The 16,892-nt window shown below is 57.3% G+C and carries 16 protein-coding genes; 13 read left to right on the top strand and 3 right to left on the bottom strand.

The genetic code is table 11. The features are described 5' to 3' along the window. Positions 1–711: a cytochrome c biogenesis protein CcsA gene (gene ccsA / locus KJ970_01605; protein MBU2689599.1), complete on the top strand. Its 711-nt coding sequence runs from the start codon at positions 1–3 to the stop codon at positions 709–711. Continuing rightward, the gene (locus tag KJ970_01600) at positions 708–875 is read left to right on the top strand and encodes a hypothetical protein (protein MBU2689598.1); all 168 of its coding nucleotides are present in this window, start codon (positions 708–710) and stop codon (positions 873–875) included. Before ccsA ends, KJ970_01600 begins: the two co-directional genes overlap by 4 nt. 64 nt (positions 876–939) lie before the next feature. Here KJ970_01600 and KJ970_01595 read toward each other — a convergent pair whose 3' ends face one another. Further along, positions 940–1,284, bottom strand: coding sequence for a hypothetical protein (locus KJ970_01595; protein MBU2689597.1), 345 nt, complete (start codon positions 1,282–1,284; stop codon positions 940–942). A gap of 137 nt (positions 1,285–1,421) precedes the next feature. Between KJ970_01595 and KJ970_01590 the strand changes: the two genes are divergently transcribed. Genes KJ970_01590 through KJ970_01575 form a run of 4 tightly spaced genes read left to right on the top strand, consistent with a single transcriptional unit; the run spans position 1,422 to position 9,082 of the window. Beyond that, complete coding sequence (locus KJ970_01590; GenBank protein ID MBU2689596.1) at positions 1,422–2,819, top strand: peptidoglycan-binding protein; 1,398 nt, start codon at positions 1,422–1,424, stop codon at positions 2,817–2,819. After that, entirely contained in the window at positions 2,816–3,910 is a 1,095-nt protein-coding gene (locus tag KJ970_01585; protein ID MBU2689595.1) for a hypothetical protein, read from the top strand. The genes KJ970_01590 and KJ970_01585 overlap by 4 nt, the downstream gene beginning before the upstream one ends. A gap of 4 nt (positions 3,911–3,914) precedes the next feature. Then, positions 3,915–8,549 carry an Ig-like domain-containing protein gene (locus KJ970_01580; protein MBU2689594.1) on the top strand — a complete coding sequence of 1,545 codons (4,635 nt, stop codon included), beginning with the start codon at positions 3,915–3,917 and terminating at the stop codon, positions 8,547–8,549. 2 nt (positions 8,550–8,551) lie between these two features. Next, positions 8,552–9,082, top strand: a complete 531-nt coding sequence (locus tag KJ970_01575) for an O-acetyl-ADP-ribose deacetylase (GenBank protein ID MBU2689593.1) — start codon at positions 8,552–8,554, stop codon at positions 9,080–9,082. Positions 9,083–9,092: 10 nt separating this feature from the next. Here the strand turns inward: KJ970_01575 and KJ970_01570 are convergent, their stop codons facing one another. Next, a complete protein-coding gene (locus KJ970_01570) occupies positions 9,093–11,075 on the bottom strand; it encodes a DUF3857 domain-containing protein (protein ID MBU2689592.1) in 1,983 nt (660 codons plus the stop codon). Between the two features lie 190 nt (positions 11,076–11,265). Between KJ970_01570 and KJ970_01565 the strand changes: the two genes are divergently transcribed. Further along, positions 11,266–11,544: a hypothetical protein gene (locus tag KJ970_01565; protein ID MBU2689591.1), complete on the top strand. Its 279-nt coding sequence runs from the start codon at positions 11,266–11,268 to the stop codon at positions 11,542–11,544. A gap of 174 nt (positions 11,545–11,718) precedes the next feature. After that, entirely contained in the window at positions 11,719–12,510 is a 792-nt protein-coding gene (locus KJ970_01560; GenBank protein ID MBU2689590.1) for a protein phosphatase 2C domain-containing protein, read from the top strand. On the opposite strand, the gene KJ970_01555 is transcribed toward KJ970_01560, so the two are convergent. Further along, positions 12,464–12,973, bottom strand: a complete 510-nt coding sequence (locus KJ970_01555) for an RNA methyltransferase (protein ID MBU2689589.1) — start codon at positions 12,971–12,973, stop codon at positions 12,464–12,466. The genes KJ970_01560 and KJ970_01555 overlap by 47 nt on opposite strands. Positions 12,974–13,120: 147 nt before the next feature. Between KJ970_01555 and KJ970_01550 the strand changes: the two genes are divergently transcribed. The 5 genes from KJ970_01550 to nuoH all read left to right on the top strand — a co-directional run bounded on the left by KJ970_01550 (position 13,121) and on the right by nuoH (position 16,888). After that, complete coding sequence (locus KJ970_01550) at positions 13,121–13,555, top strand: NADH-quinone oxidoreductase subunit A (GenBank protein ID MBU2689588.1); 435 nt, start codon at positions 13,121–13,123, stop codon at positions 13,553–13,555. Continuing rightward, complete coding sequence (locus tag KJ970_01545) at positions 13,552–14,085, top strand: NADH-quinone oxidoreductase subunit B (GenBank protein MBU2689587.1); 534 nt, start codon at positions 13,552–13,554, stop codon at positions 14,083–14,085. Before KJ970_01550 ends, KJ970_01545 begins: the two co-directional genes overlap by 4 nt. Positions 14,086–14,139: 54 nt before the next feature. Next, entirely contained in the window at positions 14,140–14,619 is a 480-nt protein-coding gene (locus KJ970_01540; GenBank protein ID MBU2689586.1) for an NADH-quinone oxidoreductase subunit C, read from the top strand. Further along, the gene (locus tag KJ970_01535; GenBank protein ID MBU2689585.1) at positions 14,576–15,790 is read left to right on the top strand and encodes an NADH-quinone oxidoreductase subunit D; all 1,215 of its coding nucleotides are present in this window, start codon (positions 14,576–14,578) and stop codon (positions 15,788–15,790) included. Before KJ970_01540 ends, KJ970_01535 begins: the two co-directional genes overlap by 44 nt. Before the next feature lie 96 nt (positions 15,791–15,886). Further along, entirely contained in the window at positions 15,887–16,888 is a 1,002-nt protein-coding gene (gene nuoH, locus KJ970_01530) for an NADH-quinone oxidoreductase subunit NuoH (protein MBU2689584.1), read from the top strand. Positions 16,889–16,892 lie beyond the last annotated feature (4 nt).

The following is a 16,892-nucleotide window of genomic DNA, read 5'->3' as shown; positions in this document are numbered from 1 at the left end:
ATGAACTCTAGCGGCAAAGCGATGAGACTCTCCCGCGTATTGGATGCGCTGGCTATCGTCCTGATTCCGGTGGCGCTCTATATGGCCTTGCTCTACGCCCCCGCCGAGAAGACGATGAAAGAGGTGCAGCGGATCTTCTACTTTCATGTTCCCGCCGCCATGATGGGCTTCCTCGGCTTCATGCTTGTTCTCGTCTGCAGCATTTTGTATGTGGCGAAGGGCCGGAGGCGGTACGATGCCATGGCCCTCGCGGGGGCGGAGGTGGGTTGGCTCTTTACCACGCTCGTTCTTCTCACAGGCCCGGTTTGGGCCCGTTCGGCTTGGGGCGCCTGGTGGACTTGGGATGCGAGGCTTTCATCAACATTGGTTTTGTGGCTGATTTACGGCGCTTATCTCATCCTCCGTTCCCTCATGGCCGACGACCTGAGGATGAGGCGCTATGCCGCCGTTTTGGGGATTATGGGCGCCCTAAACGTTCCCATTGTCTATTTTTCCGTTTTTTGGTGGACGACACAGCATCCGAAGCTGTTCATTGCGCAGGCTGAGAAAATGCATCCGGCAATGTCTCTGAGCCTTCAGGTCTGCACGGTTGCGATGCTTTGCCTCTTCCTGTCACTTTTTGTTAAAAGGTTTCTTCTGGAGATCATGCGGATCGAAACGGAGGATCTGGTGGAAGCATCAAGAGATTTGATAGAGGAGCAGCGGCGATGACGAAGTTCCACTATCTGGCGCTGGCTTATACGCTCTTCTGGGCCGCCATCGCCGTTTATATGCTGGGCCTGGGCCGCCGTCTGGAGCTGGTGGCAAAGACCTTAAGGGGATTGAAGCAACGCCTGGGAATGGTGGATCCTCAAGGGTCGGTGGATCCCGATTGAGCGGATGCCTTGACCCGAGGGGCAATGGTCTCAGCCCGGCGGGTGTCGGCCTCAGAAGAAGGGCTCAGCGGTCCTCAGGACGGCCGGGGAAGAAATGGTTCAGCAAAGCGGCGGACCACCGCCGGATCCTTTGAAGGGGCCGGTCTTCGCGATCTTTGTCAATGAAATGGTAGAGATCCCGAACGGTGCGCGATAGTCTCTGATTGTAGTTGTGGAATTGGTTCAACCGCTCCTGATCAAACAGATACAGGGGATCACCCCTATGGATTTTGTTATAAAGGCGAACCAGATGCGACAGGGAATCCCGGGTCAGATCGAGGCGCCCATCCGATTGAAGATCCACATACCAGGTTTCACGGTCGCGGTCGAAACTCAGATCGATCACTTGCGGCGATTTTTCGTTTTCCATGATCTGCAACCCTCTCTCTTGGATCGAACAACCCTGCTATGGAGCCTCTTTCCAATCCTTCGGCGGCTGAGGGGGTTATCTGGAGAGGGTCTATCAGGACCTCCCGGTCTGATGGAGCGGGAAGGAGGGGATACCCGATGACGGGAGCCCTATTGCTTCTCTTCCTGGCCGTGACCTTTCCCTGGGGACCGCTGGCGCCCCGGGAGGTATCGCCGGATCATGTTCGCGACCTTATCCAGCAAGAGCAATGGAGTGAGGCGGATCAGGCCTTGGCGACGGCCCTTTCGCAAAACCCCACCTCCCGGTGGCTTTACCTCAATGCCCGGTCTTTGGAGGCTCAGGGACGCTGGTGGGAAGCTTGGAAGGTTCAGGGCGCCCTCATCTCGCGCTGGGAGGAACCATGGTGGCGGTTGGGCGCCGCCCGCTGGGCGCGACTCGATTTTCAGGGGATGGGCGAGAATAAGACCGGGGAGGCGCCGATCTGGGCTGTCGTGCCCCTAAAACCGCTCGATGGCTCCCCTCAGACAACCTTTGTAGCGCGCGCTCTCTCTTATGTCATGGTGAGGTACCTCAGGGGATCGATCGATCCGGTCATCCTCGGCCCCCGCCAACTGGTGAATTATAAGCGGGCTCTCAGTCTGCACCGCGGCGTTATCCCTCCGACCCATACGCCGGCCGGCGCGGCGGCGACCCTATCCGTCTTGGGATCGGTGCAAAATCCCACCGCGACCTACCTTGAACCCTCTCAAAAAGTCGATGAGGAGGCGCTTCGACAGGCGCTCATTCAGTTCCAGACCGATATGGGGCTGGAAACGACCGGCCGGCCCGACGCGGTCACGGCCGTCGCCTTGCAGAAAGCGCTGAGCTCCTGGCTCTCGCGGGAAACGATGAATTGGACCCCTGAAGCCATCACCACCGCCTCCAAACGAGCCGGTGCGACGCGGGTTCTAGAGGGGACCCTGCGGGCTTTGGATGAGGGCGGGTACCGCTGGTCCCTGGCCCTTCTCGATGCCACGTCGGGTGAGGTTGTGGCCGGACCGCATGAAGGCTGGCTCAGGGAAGGCCGGTGGGAGCAGGAATGGGCGGCCGCTCTCAGTGCCCTCGGTGTCCAGCCGGACCGATCGGATCCCACAAAAAACTGGATTTGGGGAGCGAGCCTCCCCAATGAGGCGAGTGCATGGGAGGCCTGGGGCCAGACGCTTTCTATTGAGGATGGGCAGGACCCGGTCCAGAGCGCGCAGGTTTATGCGGTCCTCGCCTCGCAATATGGCGACCGCGATTGGGGATGGGAGTTTGTCGCGCGCGCCGAGGGATGGCTTCTTCCCCTGTCGCAGGTCCAGAGCCGGGAAGAGGAGCTGTTTTCCAATCTGGCGCGCTACCACGTTCATCTTGACTCAGCGCTGCGCCAGGCGCGGTGCGCCCTCTCACCCGGCTTACCCGGCTCCACCTCACCCACCCTCCCGGGGCAGATCTTCTCGCCCTCTCAAATTCTGGGTGATGATGGCCGCTTCCTTCTGGAGGGACAGATCCCATGAAGCATCTCTTTCTGATCCTCCTTCTTCTGTGCCCCACGCTCGCACGGGCGATGCCGGCCGAAGCGGCCCTCTCTTATGAGACCCGCCAATGGCATCTCGCGGGTGGTGACGGGGAGGCCGAGCTTCGGCAAAATCTCATCCCCTTTTGGATCCATCTCCTGCCGCACCCCACGCTTGAAACGTGGATCAACTCATCCTACTCCTCCTCCTCGCTCAGCAAGAGGGCGGATGGCGATCTCTCCGGCCTCTCCTCTGTCCGGTTCGAATGTGATTGGCAGCCCGGTCCAGAGGGACTCCATCTCTTCGGTGGTCTGGACACCCCCATGGACTCTCCCGCCCTGACCGCAGAGGAGAATCTTCTGGCGACCCTGCTGGCCGAACCGGTTCTCCGATGGGATGTGCCGGTCTATGGGAAGGGTCTCGAACTGCGCCTGGGAACGATCTATGGTTACGCTCTTCCGGTGGGGGCGGTGACCGCCGGGCTCCTCATGACCCGGCGGGGGGCGTATGCGTCCGGCTTCCATGGAGATTTTGAACCGGTGAGCGACATCCGGTTCGCAGGCGGATTTCAGATGCGGACGGGTGATGCCGACCTTCGCACCGATCTCTCCTGGACAACCGGCGGGCATGTCCGGCTTAACAACCGGACGATCCTCACGACAAAGGGCCGGCTGGACCTCTCGGTGCGGGGCGAATCCCCATGGCGGCGGAACCGGATTTACGGCGGATTGGGAATGCGGGCCTACGCCGCGGCGGAAAGTGAGCCCCTGCCCGGCGGTCTTCTCCCCATAGAGGCCGGAAATCTCTGGGTCTTGAACCTGGGTCTCCTGCGGGATTTCAACACCTGGCTCGGCCGGGTCGATCTGGATCTGGTATCCAGCCCCGATGCCCCCACCGGCCGCAATGGCGGCTATTCTTGGGCCTTGAGCTTGGAGTGGGTCCGGCGGTTCAACGCCACCACGGCCCTCTCGCTCGAATGTGAGCCGACGTGGGGAACCTTGGATAACGGGGGTAAACTCACAGGTCTGCGAATGGGGATAACCCTCTTCTTCAGGCCCGGCGGCGCGCCTGGGACCGGATGGGGGGGATGAGCCGATGAGAACAGGAAAGATGCTGAGGATGGGATTCCTGCTTCTTCTCACCGGCTGGATCCTTCTGAATTTGACATGCGCGCCCGATGAGCCGGTCGCGCCCGAGGGATGGGGCCGTCTCCAGCTCATCCCGCACTTTATCGATTCCGTCGGCGCCGGAAAATCGCGCGGATTCGGCGCCCCTGATTCGATCCGTCTGATCGTGCTCAATACCGCCGGGCGAACGATGGCGCGGGGTGTTGCTCCGATTGATGCTGAAGGGCGCTTCCGTCTGGAGGTTGATCTTCAGGCCGGGGGGCCTTATGACGCCACGGTCACGATTGAATCAGCGGGAAGCGATCCTCAGGATACGGAGGCGATGCGCCGGGGCGGGCTCTACCTCGGGGAAGCGAAGGGCTTTAACATTCAAGCCGGTGAAACGACCCGGGACACGCTGGCCATCTGGTCGATCCTCACCTCTCCGGAATTACTGGAAGGCGCGCCGGGCGATATAAGTTATACCATCGGGTGGGACGGCATCAGGGAAGCTACTTTATACGATATCGTCGCCGAAGGGACGCCGGGGAATTTTTATTCCTGGTCGACACCCGATACGACCCGTCTCTTCGCCCTCGCCGAAGTTCAGAAGCTCTTTGCCCTATCCCCTGATGCGTCGATCGATCCGTCAGAAATCAACCCCCTGAATTCCGAAACGGCGACCTTCTGGGTCCGGGCTCGGACGCCGCGGATCACGGGGCATTACGGCGGCGACCTCTCGGTCCCTGTCGGCGTTTGGCGGAATCTGCCCCGTGTTGTTTCGGTGCAGCCGGGCGACGGCGCCAGCGCTATCCCGGACACCAGTTCGATTTATCTTCGTTTTTCGATCCCGATGGTGCCCGCCGATCTCGAAGGACCGGCGATCGCGTTGAAGGCAAGAGCGTCCGGCGAAGAGATCGCCGAGGTGTCGCGTGAGATAGATGCCGACGGGCGCGGGTTGCGAATCGTTCCGCTGACCTATCTTCCCGAAAACACCTGGATTTCCATCACGGCCGCCACCGCCTTGCGTGATCTGGACCTGCGCCCGCTCGATCAAGAACCGGAGACGGAAGGGCTGCAAGGTTTCACCTCGGAATTCCAGGTGGCCTCGTATATCCGGCTCCGGGTCGTGACCGTTGATCCGCCCGACGGGACGGATGATATCGGGCGGCGGCCGGTCATCACGGTAACATTGAATCGCCCGGCCCAGCCTTCAACCGTCGAGGCGGCGGTGCTTCTGACCGATACCCTCGGCGTCGCGGCGGGACGCAGCGTTGTTTACAGCGAGGAGGATACTACCCTTACCATCACGCCTTCGCAAAATCTGGCGTGGGAAATGTTATATACACTTGAGATCACCCCCGCTCTCGTGGATATCAGGGGTTTGAGTTTGGATCAGGATCCGGCCACCGCCGCGCCCGATACCTTTACCAGCACTTTTCGGATTCTGGATCAACCGGTGGGGCCCCAGGTGGCTTTTGTGCTGCCTGTGAATGGCGCGACGAATGTTCCGGTCGGCATTGAGGCCCTGATTGCTTTCGATAGAGCGGTCGATCCCCTGACGGTTGATGCGCATAGCCTCGTGATCCGGAAACCCCCTTTTTATGCCGATATCGATGGACGGATTTTCAGCCAGGGGGACAGCATCACTTTTGGGTTCATTCCCACCAACCCCCTGGGGCGCGGGCTGGTTTACAGGATTGCCGTCACGACGGCGGTCAAAGACGCCAACGGTATACCGCTCGATCAGGATCTGCATCAAGAGGGGCTTCAGGAGTTTATCTCCATCTTTGAGACGGAAGAGAACCCTCGCGTTGTACAATACACGCCGAATGTCGCCCAGAATGTCGGCATCGAGTCGGTCTTTGTTCTGGACTTCTCGAAGGCTTTGGATCCCTCTACCGTCAACGGCGGCACGGTTTATCTCGAGCGGGCGGAGGATAGCGCCGTTGTTCCCGCGAGCGTTACGCTTGATGAGAATGCGACCGAGGTGAGATTGGATCCCGACGGTCCGCTTGGTTTTGTGAAACAGTATATCCTTCGGGCGACAACAGCGATCCTCTCCGCCGACGGCGTCGCGCTGGATCAGAATTATGACACGCCGCAGCATGAGTCATTTTCTTACACATTTAGAACGGTCATCGATAGCACGCCGCCGAGGGTGGCGGAGTGGACGCCGCCGAACGGGGCCGTGGGTGTCCCGGAAACGAGCCGTGTTGAAGTGGTTTTTGAACGTCCCATCAAGCCCGCTACAATTCATGGTGGAACATTCCAGTTCATTCGAATCTTGTCGCCGACCGACTCGATTCCGGTTGAGGGCGTAATCACCGTTTCGGCGGACAGCCTGCACGCGGTCTATGCGCCGGATGACTCGCTGGCCAGCGGCGGAGTCTACCGGTTCCGTCTGACACGTTTTGTCGCCAATCCGTACGGCGTTTTGCTGGATCAGAACCCCGATCTGCCCGGTGAACAGGAATTCGTCAGCCGGTTCCAGGCGCGTTCGGAAACGATTCCTCCCCGTGTGGCCGACTGGTCCCCCGGCGATTCGGCCATGATGATTCCGCGGGGCGCGCACCCTCAGGTCACTTTCAGTGAACCGGTCCGTCCGGAAATGCTGACGACATCCTTCCGGCTGCTGCATGGTGAAGCTGTCGTAGCGGGGCAATACTCAGCGAGCGCCGATAGTCTCACCTGGACATTCGAACCGGCCGACTCACTCGCCCATGCGACCCTGTATACCATCGGGGTCGATACAACCGTGATGGACCGAGTGGGGAATTTCTTGGATCAAGATCCGGATATCGAGGGGCTTCAGCCCTTTCATTCGGTCTTCACAACAGTTCCGGATACGCTGGGGCCGTGGGTTACAGCGATCGATCCGGAGAACGGCGCCGGCGGCGTCAAAGTTTATGCCAAGGTCACGCTCACCTTCAGTGAGCCGCTCGATCCGCAGGGCGTCACAAATGCAAATGTGCAGGTCGGTCCGGAAGGAGGGAATCCCCTGGCCGGCAGCCTGGAATTGCTGGACAACAATACCCGGGTGCGCTGGTCGCTGCCCCAGGACCAATATATGGATTTCAGCACCCGTCATCGCGTGCTGGCCGGAACCGGTCTCACCGACCTCTTTGACAATCCCCTCGATCAGATTCCGGGGACGCATGATTTGGATCCGTATGAGGCCTTCTTTACAACCAGCCCGGAAACCCTGTCACCCAGGGTTTTGGATCTCATCCTTCCCGCGGTGCCGTTCCCGCCGGCGGGAACCCTGGCCGTGATCTTTGACGAGCCGATCGATCCTGCCACGATCGCGCCGGGCGGCGTTGATATTCTACTCAATGATACAGAAGTCGGCATCCTTCTGAGCGTGGCCGCGACGGGTGATACGGCCTTTGCGATACCTTCGCCGGATCCCCTGCTGCCGAACGAAACCTATACATTTCGTGTGACGCCCTCGGTCACGGATACGCTGGGAAATCCTCTCGATCAGGATCCGTCGACCGTCGGGTATCAATCGTTCATTCAGGAATTCGCGACGGGTGATGATGAGACACCGCCCCATGTCGTTTCCGTTGAGCCGCCCGACAGCACGGTCGGTGTCGGCCCAATGCCTGATATAAGCCTAACCTTTAGCGAGCGGTTGGATCCGTCAACGATTGATAATTCGACTATTAAGCTAATACCCGAGGCCGGCTCAGCCTACTACAGTACGCAACTGCTCGGGGATGGACGGACTGTGAAGATAAATCTTATTGATGAGTTGCGCGACGGATTGGTCTACAGGATTCGCGCGCGCAGTGAGATCAGGGACCTTGCGGGGAATGAACTGGATCAGGATCTGGAAGCGCCCGGCGTGCAGATCTTTCAGTCGAGCTTTACCGTCGGCACACCGCCGCTGCTTGTTCTGTCGGACAATATCTGCCGGATCGGGGATTCATCGCATGTCATCGTCGATGCTTCCGGTTCCTCCGATGCGGACGGCGACCTCCTCTCGATTATTTGGGATTGGGGCGATGGTTCCGTCGACAGCCTCGCCGCCCCGGCCGGGTTGATCGCCGAGCATATTTATGACTGCACCGATGTGGCGGGTTGTGACTCGCTGGACAATGACGGTGATGGTTTGACGGATGAGACCGGAGCCGGCGGATGCGACGAGTCGTATCATATTATCGCGACCTTGTATGATGACTCGGGATTCGGGGTTGTCGATTCGACCGGTGTCAGTTTCTGTGATTTCCGAGCCCTGTGGGCCGAACCGGCCGATGGAGCGGTTCAGGTCGATACGCTGGCCGTTGTGCGAATGAGGTTCAGCCGGCCGGCCCTTGCCGACAGTCTCAATAAAAGAACGGTCTTCCTGCAGCCCGCGGGTGGATCGCCCATAGAGGCGGGGCTCTTACTCTCGCAAGGCGGAAGTCTTCTCACCCTGACACCCGATCATCCTCTGATCCCCGACACGGAATATGAAATCGTCGCCACAACCGCTGTCACTGCTGAAGATGGCGAACCGCTCGATCAAACGCCCTGCGGGGGGGCGACCGGCTGGACCTCTACCTTCATCACGAGGGGGAGAGCGGCTTCGCCGCCCGGCGGTGAAGATCCGCCCTCTGAGATGTCGAACAGGAGGTGATTTTGGAACGATCTGTCGGCGCCTGCCGGGTGCGCCTAGCGCCGGGGGATATCACCGAGCAGGAGATCGATGCGATTGTGAATGCGGCGAATCCCGGCCTCCGTGGCGGTGGTGGTGTGGATGGAGCGATCCATAGGGCGGGCGGACCCCTCATTATGGAAGAGTGCCGAAGGATCGGAGGCTGCCCCACAGGGCAGGCCGTGGTGACCGGGGCCGGGGATCTGAAGGCCCGGTGGGTGATCCATACCGTGGGACCGATCTGGAAGGGGGGCGGCTCCCATGAGGCGGAGATGCTGGCCTCGGCCTACCGCGAGTCGTTAAAGCGGGCGCGCGAGATCGGAGCCTCTGGTATCGCTTTCCCTTCCCTCTCAACCGGAGCCTATGGATATCCGGTCGATCAGGCCTCAAGCATCGCCGTAGCCACGATCCTCGAGGATCTAAGACGTTATCAAGCGCCCGCGGAGGTCATCCTTGTCCCCTTTGACAATCAAACGCAAACGGCGCTCGAGGAAGCCCTGGCATCGATCGACTGAATCCGCTTGGTCACCCTTCTATTCCAAGGGTTTTGCGGCGGGCCGCCTCTAATCCCTGCAAGGTTCCCGTACATCCTTCTCCCGGCTCCCAAACGAGAACCTCTTCAAACTGAAGGGTCGATCCCTCCCCGAGGCTCATCGAAATCTTCCACGATCCGCATTTCGAAGTCTCATTCCAGGTGTTGTTGCCAGCGCCGGGGCAAAATTCCGATGGTATTTGCAGCCGGGTTGTCCAGGTCATCGGACCTTCGGGTCGAAGGCTGGATGAGGGGGTCGTTTCCAGCAGATCCCGCCAAGTGGGGAGGAGAGATAAAATCCGAACGGCCGGTGAATCCTCTCCGGCCCTTCGGAGCGGCTGACGCCACCGGAATTCGGTCGTTGCGGAGGAGGCCGCCCAGTTTTCCACCAGCGTCGGTGGGGGGGTGGAATCCAAAATCGGTTCCCAGCCGGCGCCCACGGGCAGAGGAACGTCGTATTCGCTGTGCCACCCTCCTAGATTTTGTACAATCCAAGCCGCCGCCATTCCTGTACCCTCAATGTGCGCTGATCCGGTCCACTCATCGGATCCCCCGGCAGGATCCCAGGAGAGATCGAGGGTCAAACGTGTCCGGTCCGCTGGAAGCGGTTCGCCGATTTCCGTGATGGGGTTTTTGGGGATCGGCGCCAGTCCATAGAATGAACCGGGGAATGGCGAAACCTCCAAACCGGCGGGGCGTCTAAGGGGATCGATCAGGAGATTCGTGCCTTCATCCGGCAGCCGGATTTTCAAGGCGATATGCGGCAGCTGTTGGGGATTGGCATTGTCTTCCTGAACCCAGTCGGCTCTCGGGGCAATCATCTCGACTTGGGATGGCAATCCGACGTAGGAGCCCATGGCCCGAAGCAGACAGATCCAATCCTGTGGATCGGCCCAACGTGAGGAAAAGGTGGCCGCGGCTGAGCGGGGCCAGTAACGAAGAAGATCGGAGGGGAGGGGCGCCCGGCCGATCTTCTGGTCCATGAGGTCGAGGAGGGCCAGCAGGCGCTCTCTCGATGTGCTCTTTCCCTTGGTAAAAGCCCTGACGGAATCCTGAATCCCTACGCTGGCCGTCGTCGTGGCCCATTCGAATTCCCGGGCGAGGATGAATCCGACCCTTTCCCAATTCTCCATATTGCTGAACATGAAACAGGGGGGGCCTTCCTCCGGATCAATGGTCCCTTCAAGGCTGCCGAGGGCCGGTAAATTACCCGTATGAAAACCATAGAGGAGTATCGATCCCTTATAGGTGCGGGCGACCTGCCCAGGCCAGCTCTGGATTTTTGTCATGATTTTGGAAGCGACCGGGGCGGAGAGTATGATCTGGCGCTCTACAATCGGCAATTCCCGGCACAAGGGATAGACGCCCCAAGCTACGGGGTATCGCTCGGGGTCGGGAGTGATATGAATCTTGGTATGAATCTCAACAAGATCTCCGGAGCGGATATCTTGAAAGTGGATGGTAAACCGGGTTCGTTTCGGGTACCCCTTCTCGGGAACACCGGGAAGAGGGGATTCGTCCCAGGAGTCCGGACCCAATTCTTTGATCTCATCGCCTCTGTAGATACGCGCTCTGACGACCTCGATAAATTGCAACTCGCGGTCCAGATCAGTCGACCATTGTCCGAGGCTCGATTCCGCCTCCTCCGGGTCGAAGATCCGGCCGATGAGATGTTCCTCGGAAAGCCCTGAACCCGAGCCCGTGATCTCCCGATAAGATTGATGCGCCATGATGACGCCGGGGTAACCGGGGAAATCAGAAGCTTCAATGGGGTTTCTTAGGATCGCCCCGACTTCCACATCGTCAAAGGCCGGGGCCCGGTCGGAAGCTCCGGCCAAGAGCGCCAGACAGAGGCTGCCGATCAGGACGGCGTGCGAATGCCGGCGCTTCATCGGAAAGGGCGATAAAAAGGGCTTGTGAAAAGCCGGGTTGCGACTCACGAATCCGGTCAATAGACTCTGGTTGAATCGAATCATTGGGTCCTCCCTCTAGCGGAGTATAGGAGAGAGAAGAGGGCGAATCTAGATAGAGGCTGAGAGAATGATTTTCATTCTTGACACCTGGGGGGGGTATCGCTGTAATCCCGATTTATCGGCGGATTTTTTTTGGGGGGGAACATCACGAGGCCGGGTCAATAATGGGTGGCCCACATAGGAGGAAGAATTCATGTCCAGGACCGTTGAGTTGATTCTCAAAACGGCATCGCCGATGGATAAGCAGGATGATGAGGATCAGTGGTTTGATGAGGATTTCGATGATGATGTCGACAATGACAAAGAGCCGAATGACGATTGGGATGATGACGACGGCGAATGGGATGATGACGACGAAGACGACGATGAAGAATGGGATGATGATGACGAAGACGACGATGAAGAATGGGAGATTGATGAGGAGGATGAAGAGTGGGAAGAGGGTGATAATGAGCTTAGGGGGACGGATTAGAGAAGAGTCGCCCATTGTGCTGGACTCCATGCCGGAAGAGTGAAAGATGAGAGGACCGCCGAGCGGAGTTGGACATTCGACCGGGCGCGTGCTATTTTCATCAAGTTCGCTTGAAATAATTCATAGAATTCCGCCTTTGAAACTCTCCGGCAGGAGATTGGTCCAGGGATCGGCATGGCGCTGAAAATCGAATGGGGTTTCCATACAGATCGCGGGCAGGTTCGTTCAAAGAACGAGGATTCCTGTTTAACTTGGTACGCGACCAAGTCGGCGCCACCCATTCAGGCCATTTTTGCTGTAGCCGACGGTATGGGCGGACACCCGGGTGGGGATCAGGCCAGCCGGCTCGCCGTCAAAGGTCTGGAAAAGATATTAACGGCCTGCAAGATTTTTCCACTCGGGGAAGCCTCCGCGATCATCACACAGACATTTCAGGAAGTTCATGCGATGATCCGGAAGGGGATGGAGGATGATCCCAAGCTCAGCGGGATGGGTACGACCTTGACCGCCCTTATCATGGCTCAGGATCACTTGTATGCAGGGCATGTCGGCGATTCACGACTCTACGCGTTGAATTTAATCGATACAGAACCTCAGGTGACATGTCTGACGAAGGACCACACCCTCGCTTACGAGCAAATGGAAGCCGGTGTCATTGACAGCGAAGATCTTGAAACCCATCCGTTGAGTCATGTTTTAACGCGGAGTATCGGGGCTGGAGATGTGGCCCGTGTCGATACCATGGATCTGGGGCCGGCGCCGGCGGAGGAGAGAGATTACCTTATCTGTTCCGACGGCCTCATTCGAGTCGTCCATCCAAGGGAATTTGCCGGTATTGTCAAAGGTAAATCGCCGGAAAAGGCGGCGCGGGCTCTGGTTAACATCGCCAATGAGCGGGGAGCCCCCGATAACATCACGGTCATCCTGGTTCACTTCGGTACTGCCGTAGAACCTCAAAAAGTATAATCCCGTAAGCTGTTGCGACATTCAGGCTGCTTTTATGTCCCGCCATGGGAATCTCTATTTGCTTCTCAGCCAAGGTGAGGATCAGAGGATTGATTCCAATGACTTCATGACCGAAGACTAGAACCAGCGGACTGGGGTAGGGAGACTCCAGATAATTTTGTGACAGGGCGCCTGTCTCACAGGCCCAAATCGGAAAACCTTGTTGCTTGAGTTCCCGGACAACATCACACGCATCGACATGATGCGACCAGGGGACATGAGAAATGGCTCCCAATGCCGTTTTATCGATTTTTGGATGAGGGGGGTAGGCCGTCATTCCACAGAGGTAGAGATGGGAAATTCTCGCCGCATCGGAAGTTCGAAAGATCGAACCCACATTATAGACCGAGCGAATATTATCCAGCACGACAAACAAGGGATTTCGTTCCGATGGTATCTTGATGGGCGGCATCGATCGGGTCATGGAGTTCTTAATTCCATCCTCCTTGGATTCTTTTGGAGTGATCTTCACGTTGACACTTTTGCGGGGGCGTCATAGCCTGAGGTCGTGGGGGCACGCTGAAACCGCAGGGTACACAGTGGTGATGGGATCACGCAGTGTGGGGTGCGTATGGAGTTCAATTTTGCCACAGCTTTGGTTTTTATTCTCCTTGGTCTGGTTTTTTCCGGTGGTGTTCTTTTTCTCTCCTGGCTCATCCGCCCTTCACGACCGGCGCAATTCAAGGGTATCGCCTATGAATGCGGGGAGCAACCGGTCGGATCTCCCTGGGTTAAATTCAATGTCCGGTTTTATGTGGTGGCTTTAATTTTCGTTATTTTCGATGTGGAAGTTGTGCTTCTTTATCCCTGGGCTACCGCATTCAAGTCTCTCGGGCTCTTCGCATTCGTTGAGATGTTGGTTTTCCTGGGTCTTCTCTTTCTCGGGCTGGCCTATGTCTGGAAGAGGGGCGATCTGGAATGGGTAAAACCCGATCCGGCCATCACCGGACCGGGGCAAAGGCCCTCCGTTCCCGACGCGGGGGCAGGTGAGGTGACTGGGTTGTGAGAGAAACCGACCTCAGAAGCACTGAGGGTAATGTCCTGCTGACATCCTTGGAAGCCGCGGTAGGTTGGGGACGGGGTAATAGTCTTTGGCCGCTGACGTTTGGTTTGGCCTGTTGCGCCATCGAGATGATGGCGACCGGTATGGCCCGTTTTGACATTGACCGTTTCGGATCCGGTCCCTTTCGACCTTCTCCCAGACAGGCCGATGTCATGATTGTGTCCGGGACGGTGACGCATCAGATGGCGTCGAGAATCAAGCGTCTCTATGACCAGATGTCGGAACCCAAGTATGTCATCTCCATGGGAAGCTGCGCCAATTCAGGCGGGCCGTATGTCGATCACGGTTATTCCGTGTTGAAGGGTGTCGACAAAATTATACCGGTGGATGTTTATATCACCGGTTGTCCGCCACGGCCAGAGGCGCTCCTGGACGGGCTTCTCACACTCCAGAAGATGGTGAAGAAGATGGGGCTTGTCCGTTCCGGCCGCGGAGACAGGGATAAATACGAACCGGTGGTCATACAGGGCTAGCCGTCAAGACGGCAGTATATTTTGTTGTTGTGGGCGAGGGGAGGCGGTCACGGCATGGGTCCGAACGAGATTCGCGATAAGATAGAACAATTAATCCCTGGAGCCGTCTTGGCTTACGAAGGGGATACGTTCGATCCATGGGCGAAGATCGACAGCAAGCATATTGTCGATGTCTGCCGTTTGATGCATGATGATCCGGAACTCTGCTTCGTGTCGATGATGAATCTTGCGGGTGTCGATTGGCCCAAGGAGAAGATGCTTCAGGTTGTCTACCATCTCTACTCCTTCGAATATAATCTCAAATTCGTTCTCAAGGTTGACACCCCGAGGGATGATCCCAGGATTCCCTCCGTGACCTCGGTCTATAACTTTGCCAATTGGCAGGAGCGAGAGGTCTACGACCTCTTTGGAATCATGTTCGAAGGGCACCCCGACTTGAGAAGGATTCTGTTGCCTTTTGATTGGGAAGGCCATCCGTTAAGGAAGGATTATGTTACCCCGGAAACCTATCGAGGCGTCACAAACAAGCCCTAAGGTTGATACGAAGACCTTGGAGTTCAACCCATCGCGGGTTCCTCAATCCCCAGAGGATTTTGGAACCGATGAGATGCTCATCAATATGGGCCCGCAGCATCCGTCCACCCACGGCGTTCTGAGGGTGGAAATCACTACGGATGGGGAGATCATAAAAAAGGCCCGGCCCTTCATCGGTTATCTACATCGGTGTTTTGAAAAATGCAGTGAATTGGTCGGCTATCCCGGAACCATGCCCTACACCGACCGGATGGATTATCTCGCTTCAATGAATTGCAATCACGGCTATGCGCTTGCCGTGGAAAAACTGATGGGACTCGAAGTACCGGAGAGAGCCGAGTATATTCGCGTGATTATCGCCGAATTGGGCCGGATCGCTTCTCACCTTGTCTCCTTTGGTTCCTATGCATTGGATTTGGGCGCCGTGACACCGATCATCTATGCCTTCCGTGAACGGGAGGTTATCTTAAATATTTTTGAAGCTGTTTGTGGAGCCCGCCTAACATACAATTATTATCGCATCGGCGGCGTCAGCGGCGATCTCACACCGAAGATGATCGACATGATCCGCGACTTCGTCGATTACTTCGAACCCAAGCTGATCGATTATGATAACCTTCTTTCGTATAACAAAATCTTCATCGAACGCACCGCCAATGTCGGCGTCATTCCGTTGGATATGGCTATCAACTATGGTCTCACCGGACCGATGTTGAGGGGATCGGGAATGAAATGGGATCTGCGGAAGAATGATCCCTATTCAATATACGATCGTTTTGATTTTAATATCCCGGTCGGAACGGGCGCTCAGGGGCAGCTCGGTGATTGTTGGGACCGGTACATCGTCCGGATGCGCGAGATGAAGGAATCGTGCAAAATCATCCGCCAGGCCATCGAGCGTATTCCGGCCGGCGCGGCCATCGCGGAGAATATACCGAAGATCATCAAGCCGCCGAAGGGCGAGGTCTATGTGCGGGTCGAGAATCCCCGGGGTGAGATGGGTTACTACATCATCAGTGACGGATCGGCAAAGGCTTACCGGTGCAAAGCCCGGTCGGCGAGTTTTGCCAATCTGGCCATCCTTCAGGCCATTGCTCCGGGTGTGATGCTGGCGGACCTGGTGGCCATTATCGGTTCTATCGATATTGTTCTGGGGGATGTCGATCGTTAAGTTCGTCTCCTTCGCGGGAGAGGATAGGGGAAGGGAGCAAACGGGGTGAAAGAGTGGGCTGATCAATTGATGGCCACCTACACCATTTTCGGGGGCATGCCGCCGAATCTGGTCTATGCCCTGTCCATGCTGTTTTGGGCGGTGGTTCTCTTGGCCTGGCTGGCTTTCCTTGGGCTCTATCTTGTCTGGCTCGAGCGGAAGGTCGCCGCGAGGATACAGAGCCGGTACGGACCGATCTATGTCGGAGGCAAATTCGGGTGGGCTCAGACCATCGCCGATTCGCTCAAGCTCATAACAAAAGAGGATCTCATTCCGAAAGAGGCGGACCGCCTGCTCTTCACAGTCGCGCCGATCATTGTCATGACGGCGACTTTTGCTTCCTTTGCAGCCCTCGCCTTTGGTTCGAATTTGGCGGCGGCTGACCTGAACATCGGCGTTTTTTATGTTCTCGCGATATCCTCCCTCGGCGTTGTAGGTATCATCATGGGTGGCTGGGCATCGAACAATAAATGGTCCCTCTACGGAGCCATGCGCGCCGCCTCCCAGATAGTTTCTTATGAGATCCCGGTCGCCTTGAGTTTGATCGGAGTGATTATGTTTGTCGGCTCTCTGAGTCTCACTGAGATGTCGGCTTTCCAAGAAGGGGGGATCTGGAAATGGAACATTTTCCGGTCACCCTTCCTTTTCCTGAGCGCGATTGTCTATTTCATAGCTTCACTGGCCGAAATTAACCGGACGCCGTTTGATCTGCCGGAAGCTGAATCCGAGCTGGTCGGGGGGTACAACACCGAATACAGCGGTATGAAGTTCGCCCTCTTTTTTCTTGCGGAATTCGCGAATATGTTCGTTGTGGCCGCAATAGCGGCGGCCGCGTTCCTGGGCGGCGGTTCGGGAATTCTCCCGCATCATCTTCTGCCCATTCCGGGATTGATCAACTTCCTTATAAAGACCTTCATCCTCATTCTTATAATGATGTGGTTGCGGTGGACCCTTCCCCGGTTGAGGGTGGACCAACTGATGTATGTCTGTTGGAAAGTTTTGATTCCCGCCTCCTTTATCCTGATGTTGGCGGTGGGCCTCCAAATGCTGGTGTTTTGAGGGT

Source organism: Candidatus Eisenbacteria bacterium, from assembly GCA_018831195.1.
In the GTDB taxonomy this organism is placed as follows: domain Bacteria; phylum Eisenbacteria; class RBG-16-71-46; order CAIMUX01; family JAHJDP01; genus JAHJDP01.
The sequence above is the reverse complement of the archived record's forward strand: the minus strand, read 5'-3'. Positions and strand labels throughout refer to the sequence as shown.

Bases quoted from the DNA above. Each gene is read 5' to 3' on its own strand.
- KJ970_01550 (MBU2689588.1), top strand. From the start codon at position 13,121: ATGGAGTTCAATTTTGCCACAGCTTTGGTTTTTATTCTCCTTGGTCTG.
- KJ970_01570 (MBU2689592.1), bottom strand. From the start codon at position 11,075: ATGATTCGATTCAACCAGAGTCTATTGACCGGATTCGTGAGTCGCAAC.
- KJ970_01540 (MBU2689586.1), top strand. From the start codon at position 14,140: ATGGGTCCGAACGAGATTCGCGATAAGATAGAACAATTAATCCCTGGA.
- KJ970_01590 (MBU2689596.1), top strand. From the start codon at position 1,422: ATGACGGGAGCCCTATTGCTTCTCTTCCTGGCCGTGACCTTTCCCTGG.
- KJ970_01535 (MBU2689585.1), top strand. From the start codon at position 14,576: ATGTTACCCCGGAAACCTATCGAGGCGTCACAAACAAGCCCTAAGGTT.
- KJ970_01560 (MBU2689590.1), top strand. From the start codon at position 11,719: ATGGCGCTGAAAATCGAATGGGGTTTCCATACAGATCGCGGGCAGGTT.
- KJ970_01585 (MBU2689595.1), top strand. From the start codon at position 2,816: ATGAAGCATCTCTTTCTGATCCTCCTTCTTCTGTGCCCCACGCTCGCA.
- KJ970_01600 (MBU2689598.1), top strand. From the start codon at position 708: ATGACGAAGTTCCACTATCTGGCGCTGGCTTATACGCTCTTCTGGGCC.
- nuoH (MBU2689584.1), top strand. From the start codon at position 15,887: ATGCCGCCGAATCTGGTCTATGCCCTGTCCATGCTGTTTTGGGCGGTG.
- ccsA (MBU2689599.1), top strand. From the start codon at position 1: ATGAACTCTAGCGGCAAAGCGATGAGACTCTCCCGCGTATTGGATGCG.
- KJ970_01555 (MBU2689589.1), bottom strand. From the start codon at position 12,973: ATGACCCGATCGATGCCGCCCATCAAGATACCATCGGAACGAAATCCC.
- KJ970_01565 (MBU2689591.1), top strand. From the start codon at position 11,266: ATGTCCAGGACCGTTGAGTTGATTCTCAAAACGGCATCGCCGATGGAT.
- KJ970_01580 (MBU2689594.1), top strand. From the start codon at position 3,915: ATGAGAACAGGAAAGATGCTGAGGATGGGATTCCTGCTTCTTCTCACC.
- KJ970_01595 (MBU2689597.1), bottom strand. From the start codon at position 1,284: ATGGAAAACGAAAAATCGCCGCAAGTGATCGATCTGAGTTTCGACCGC.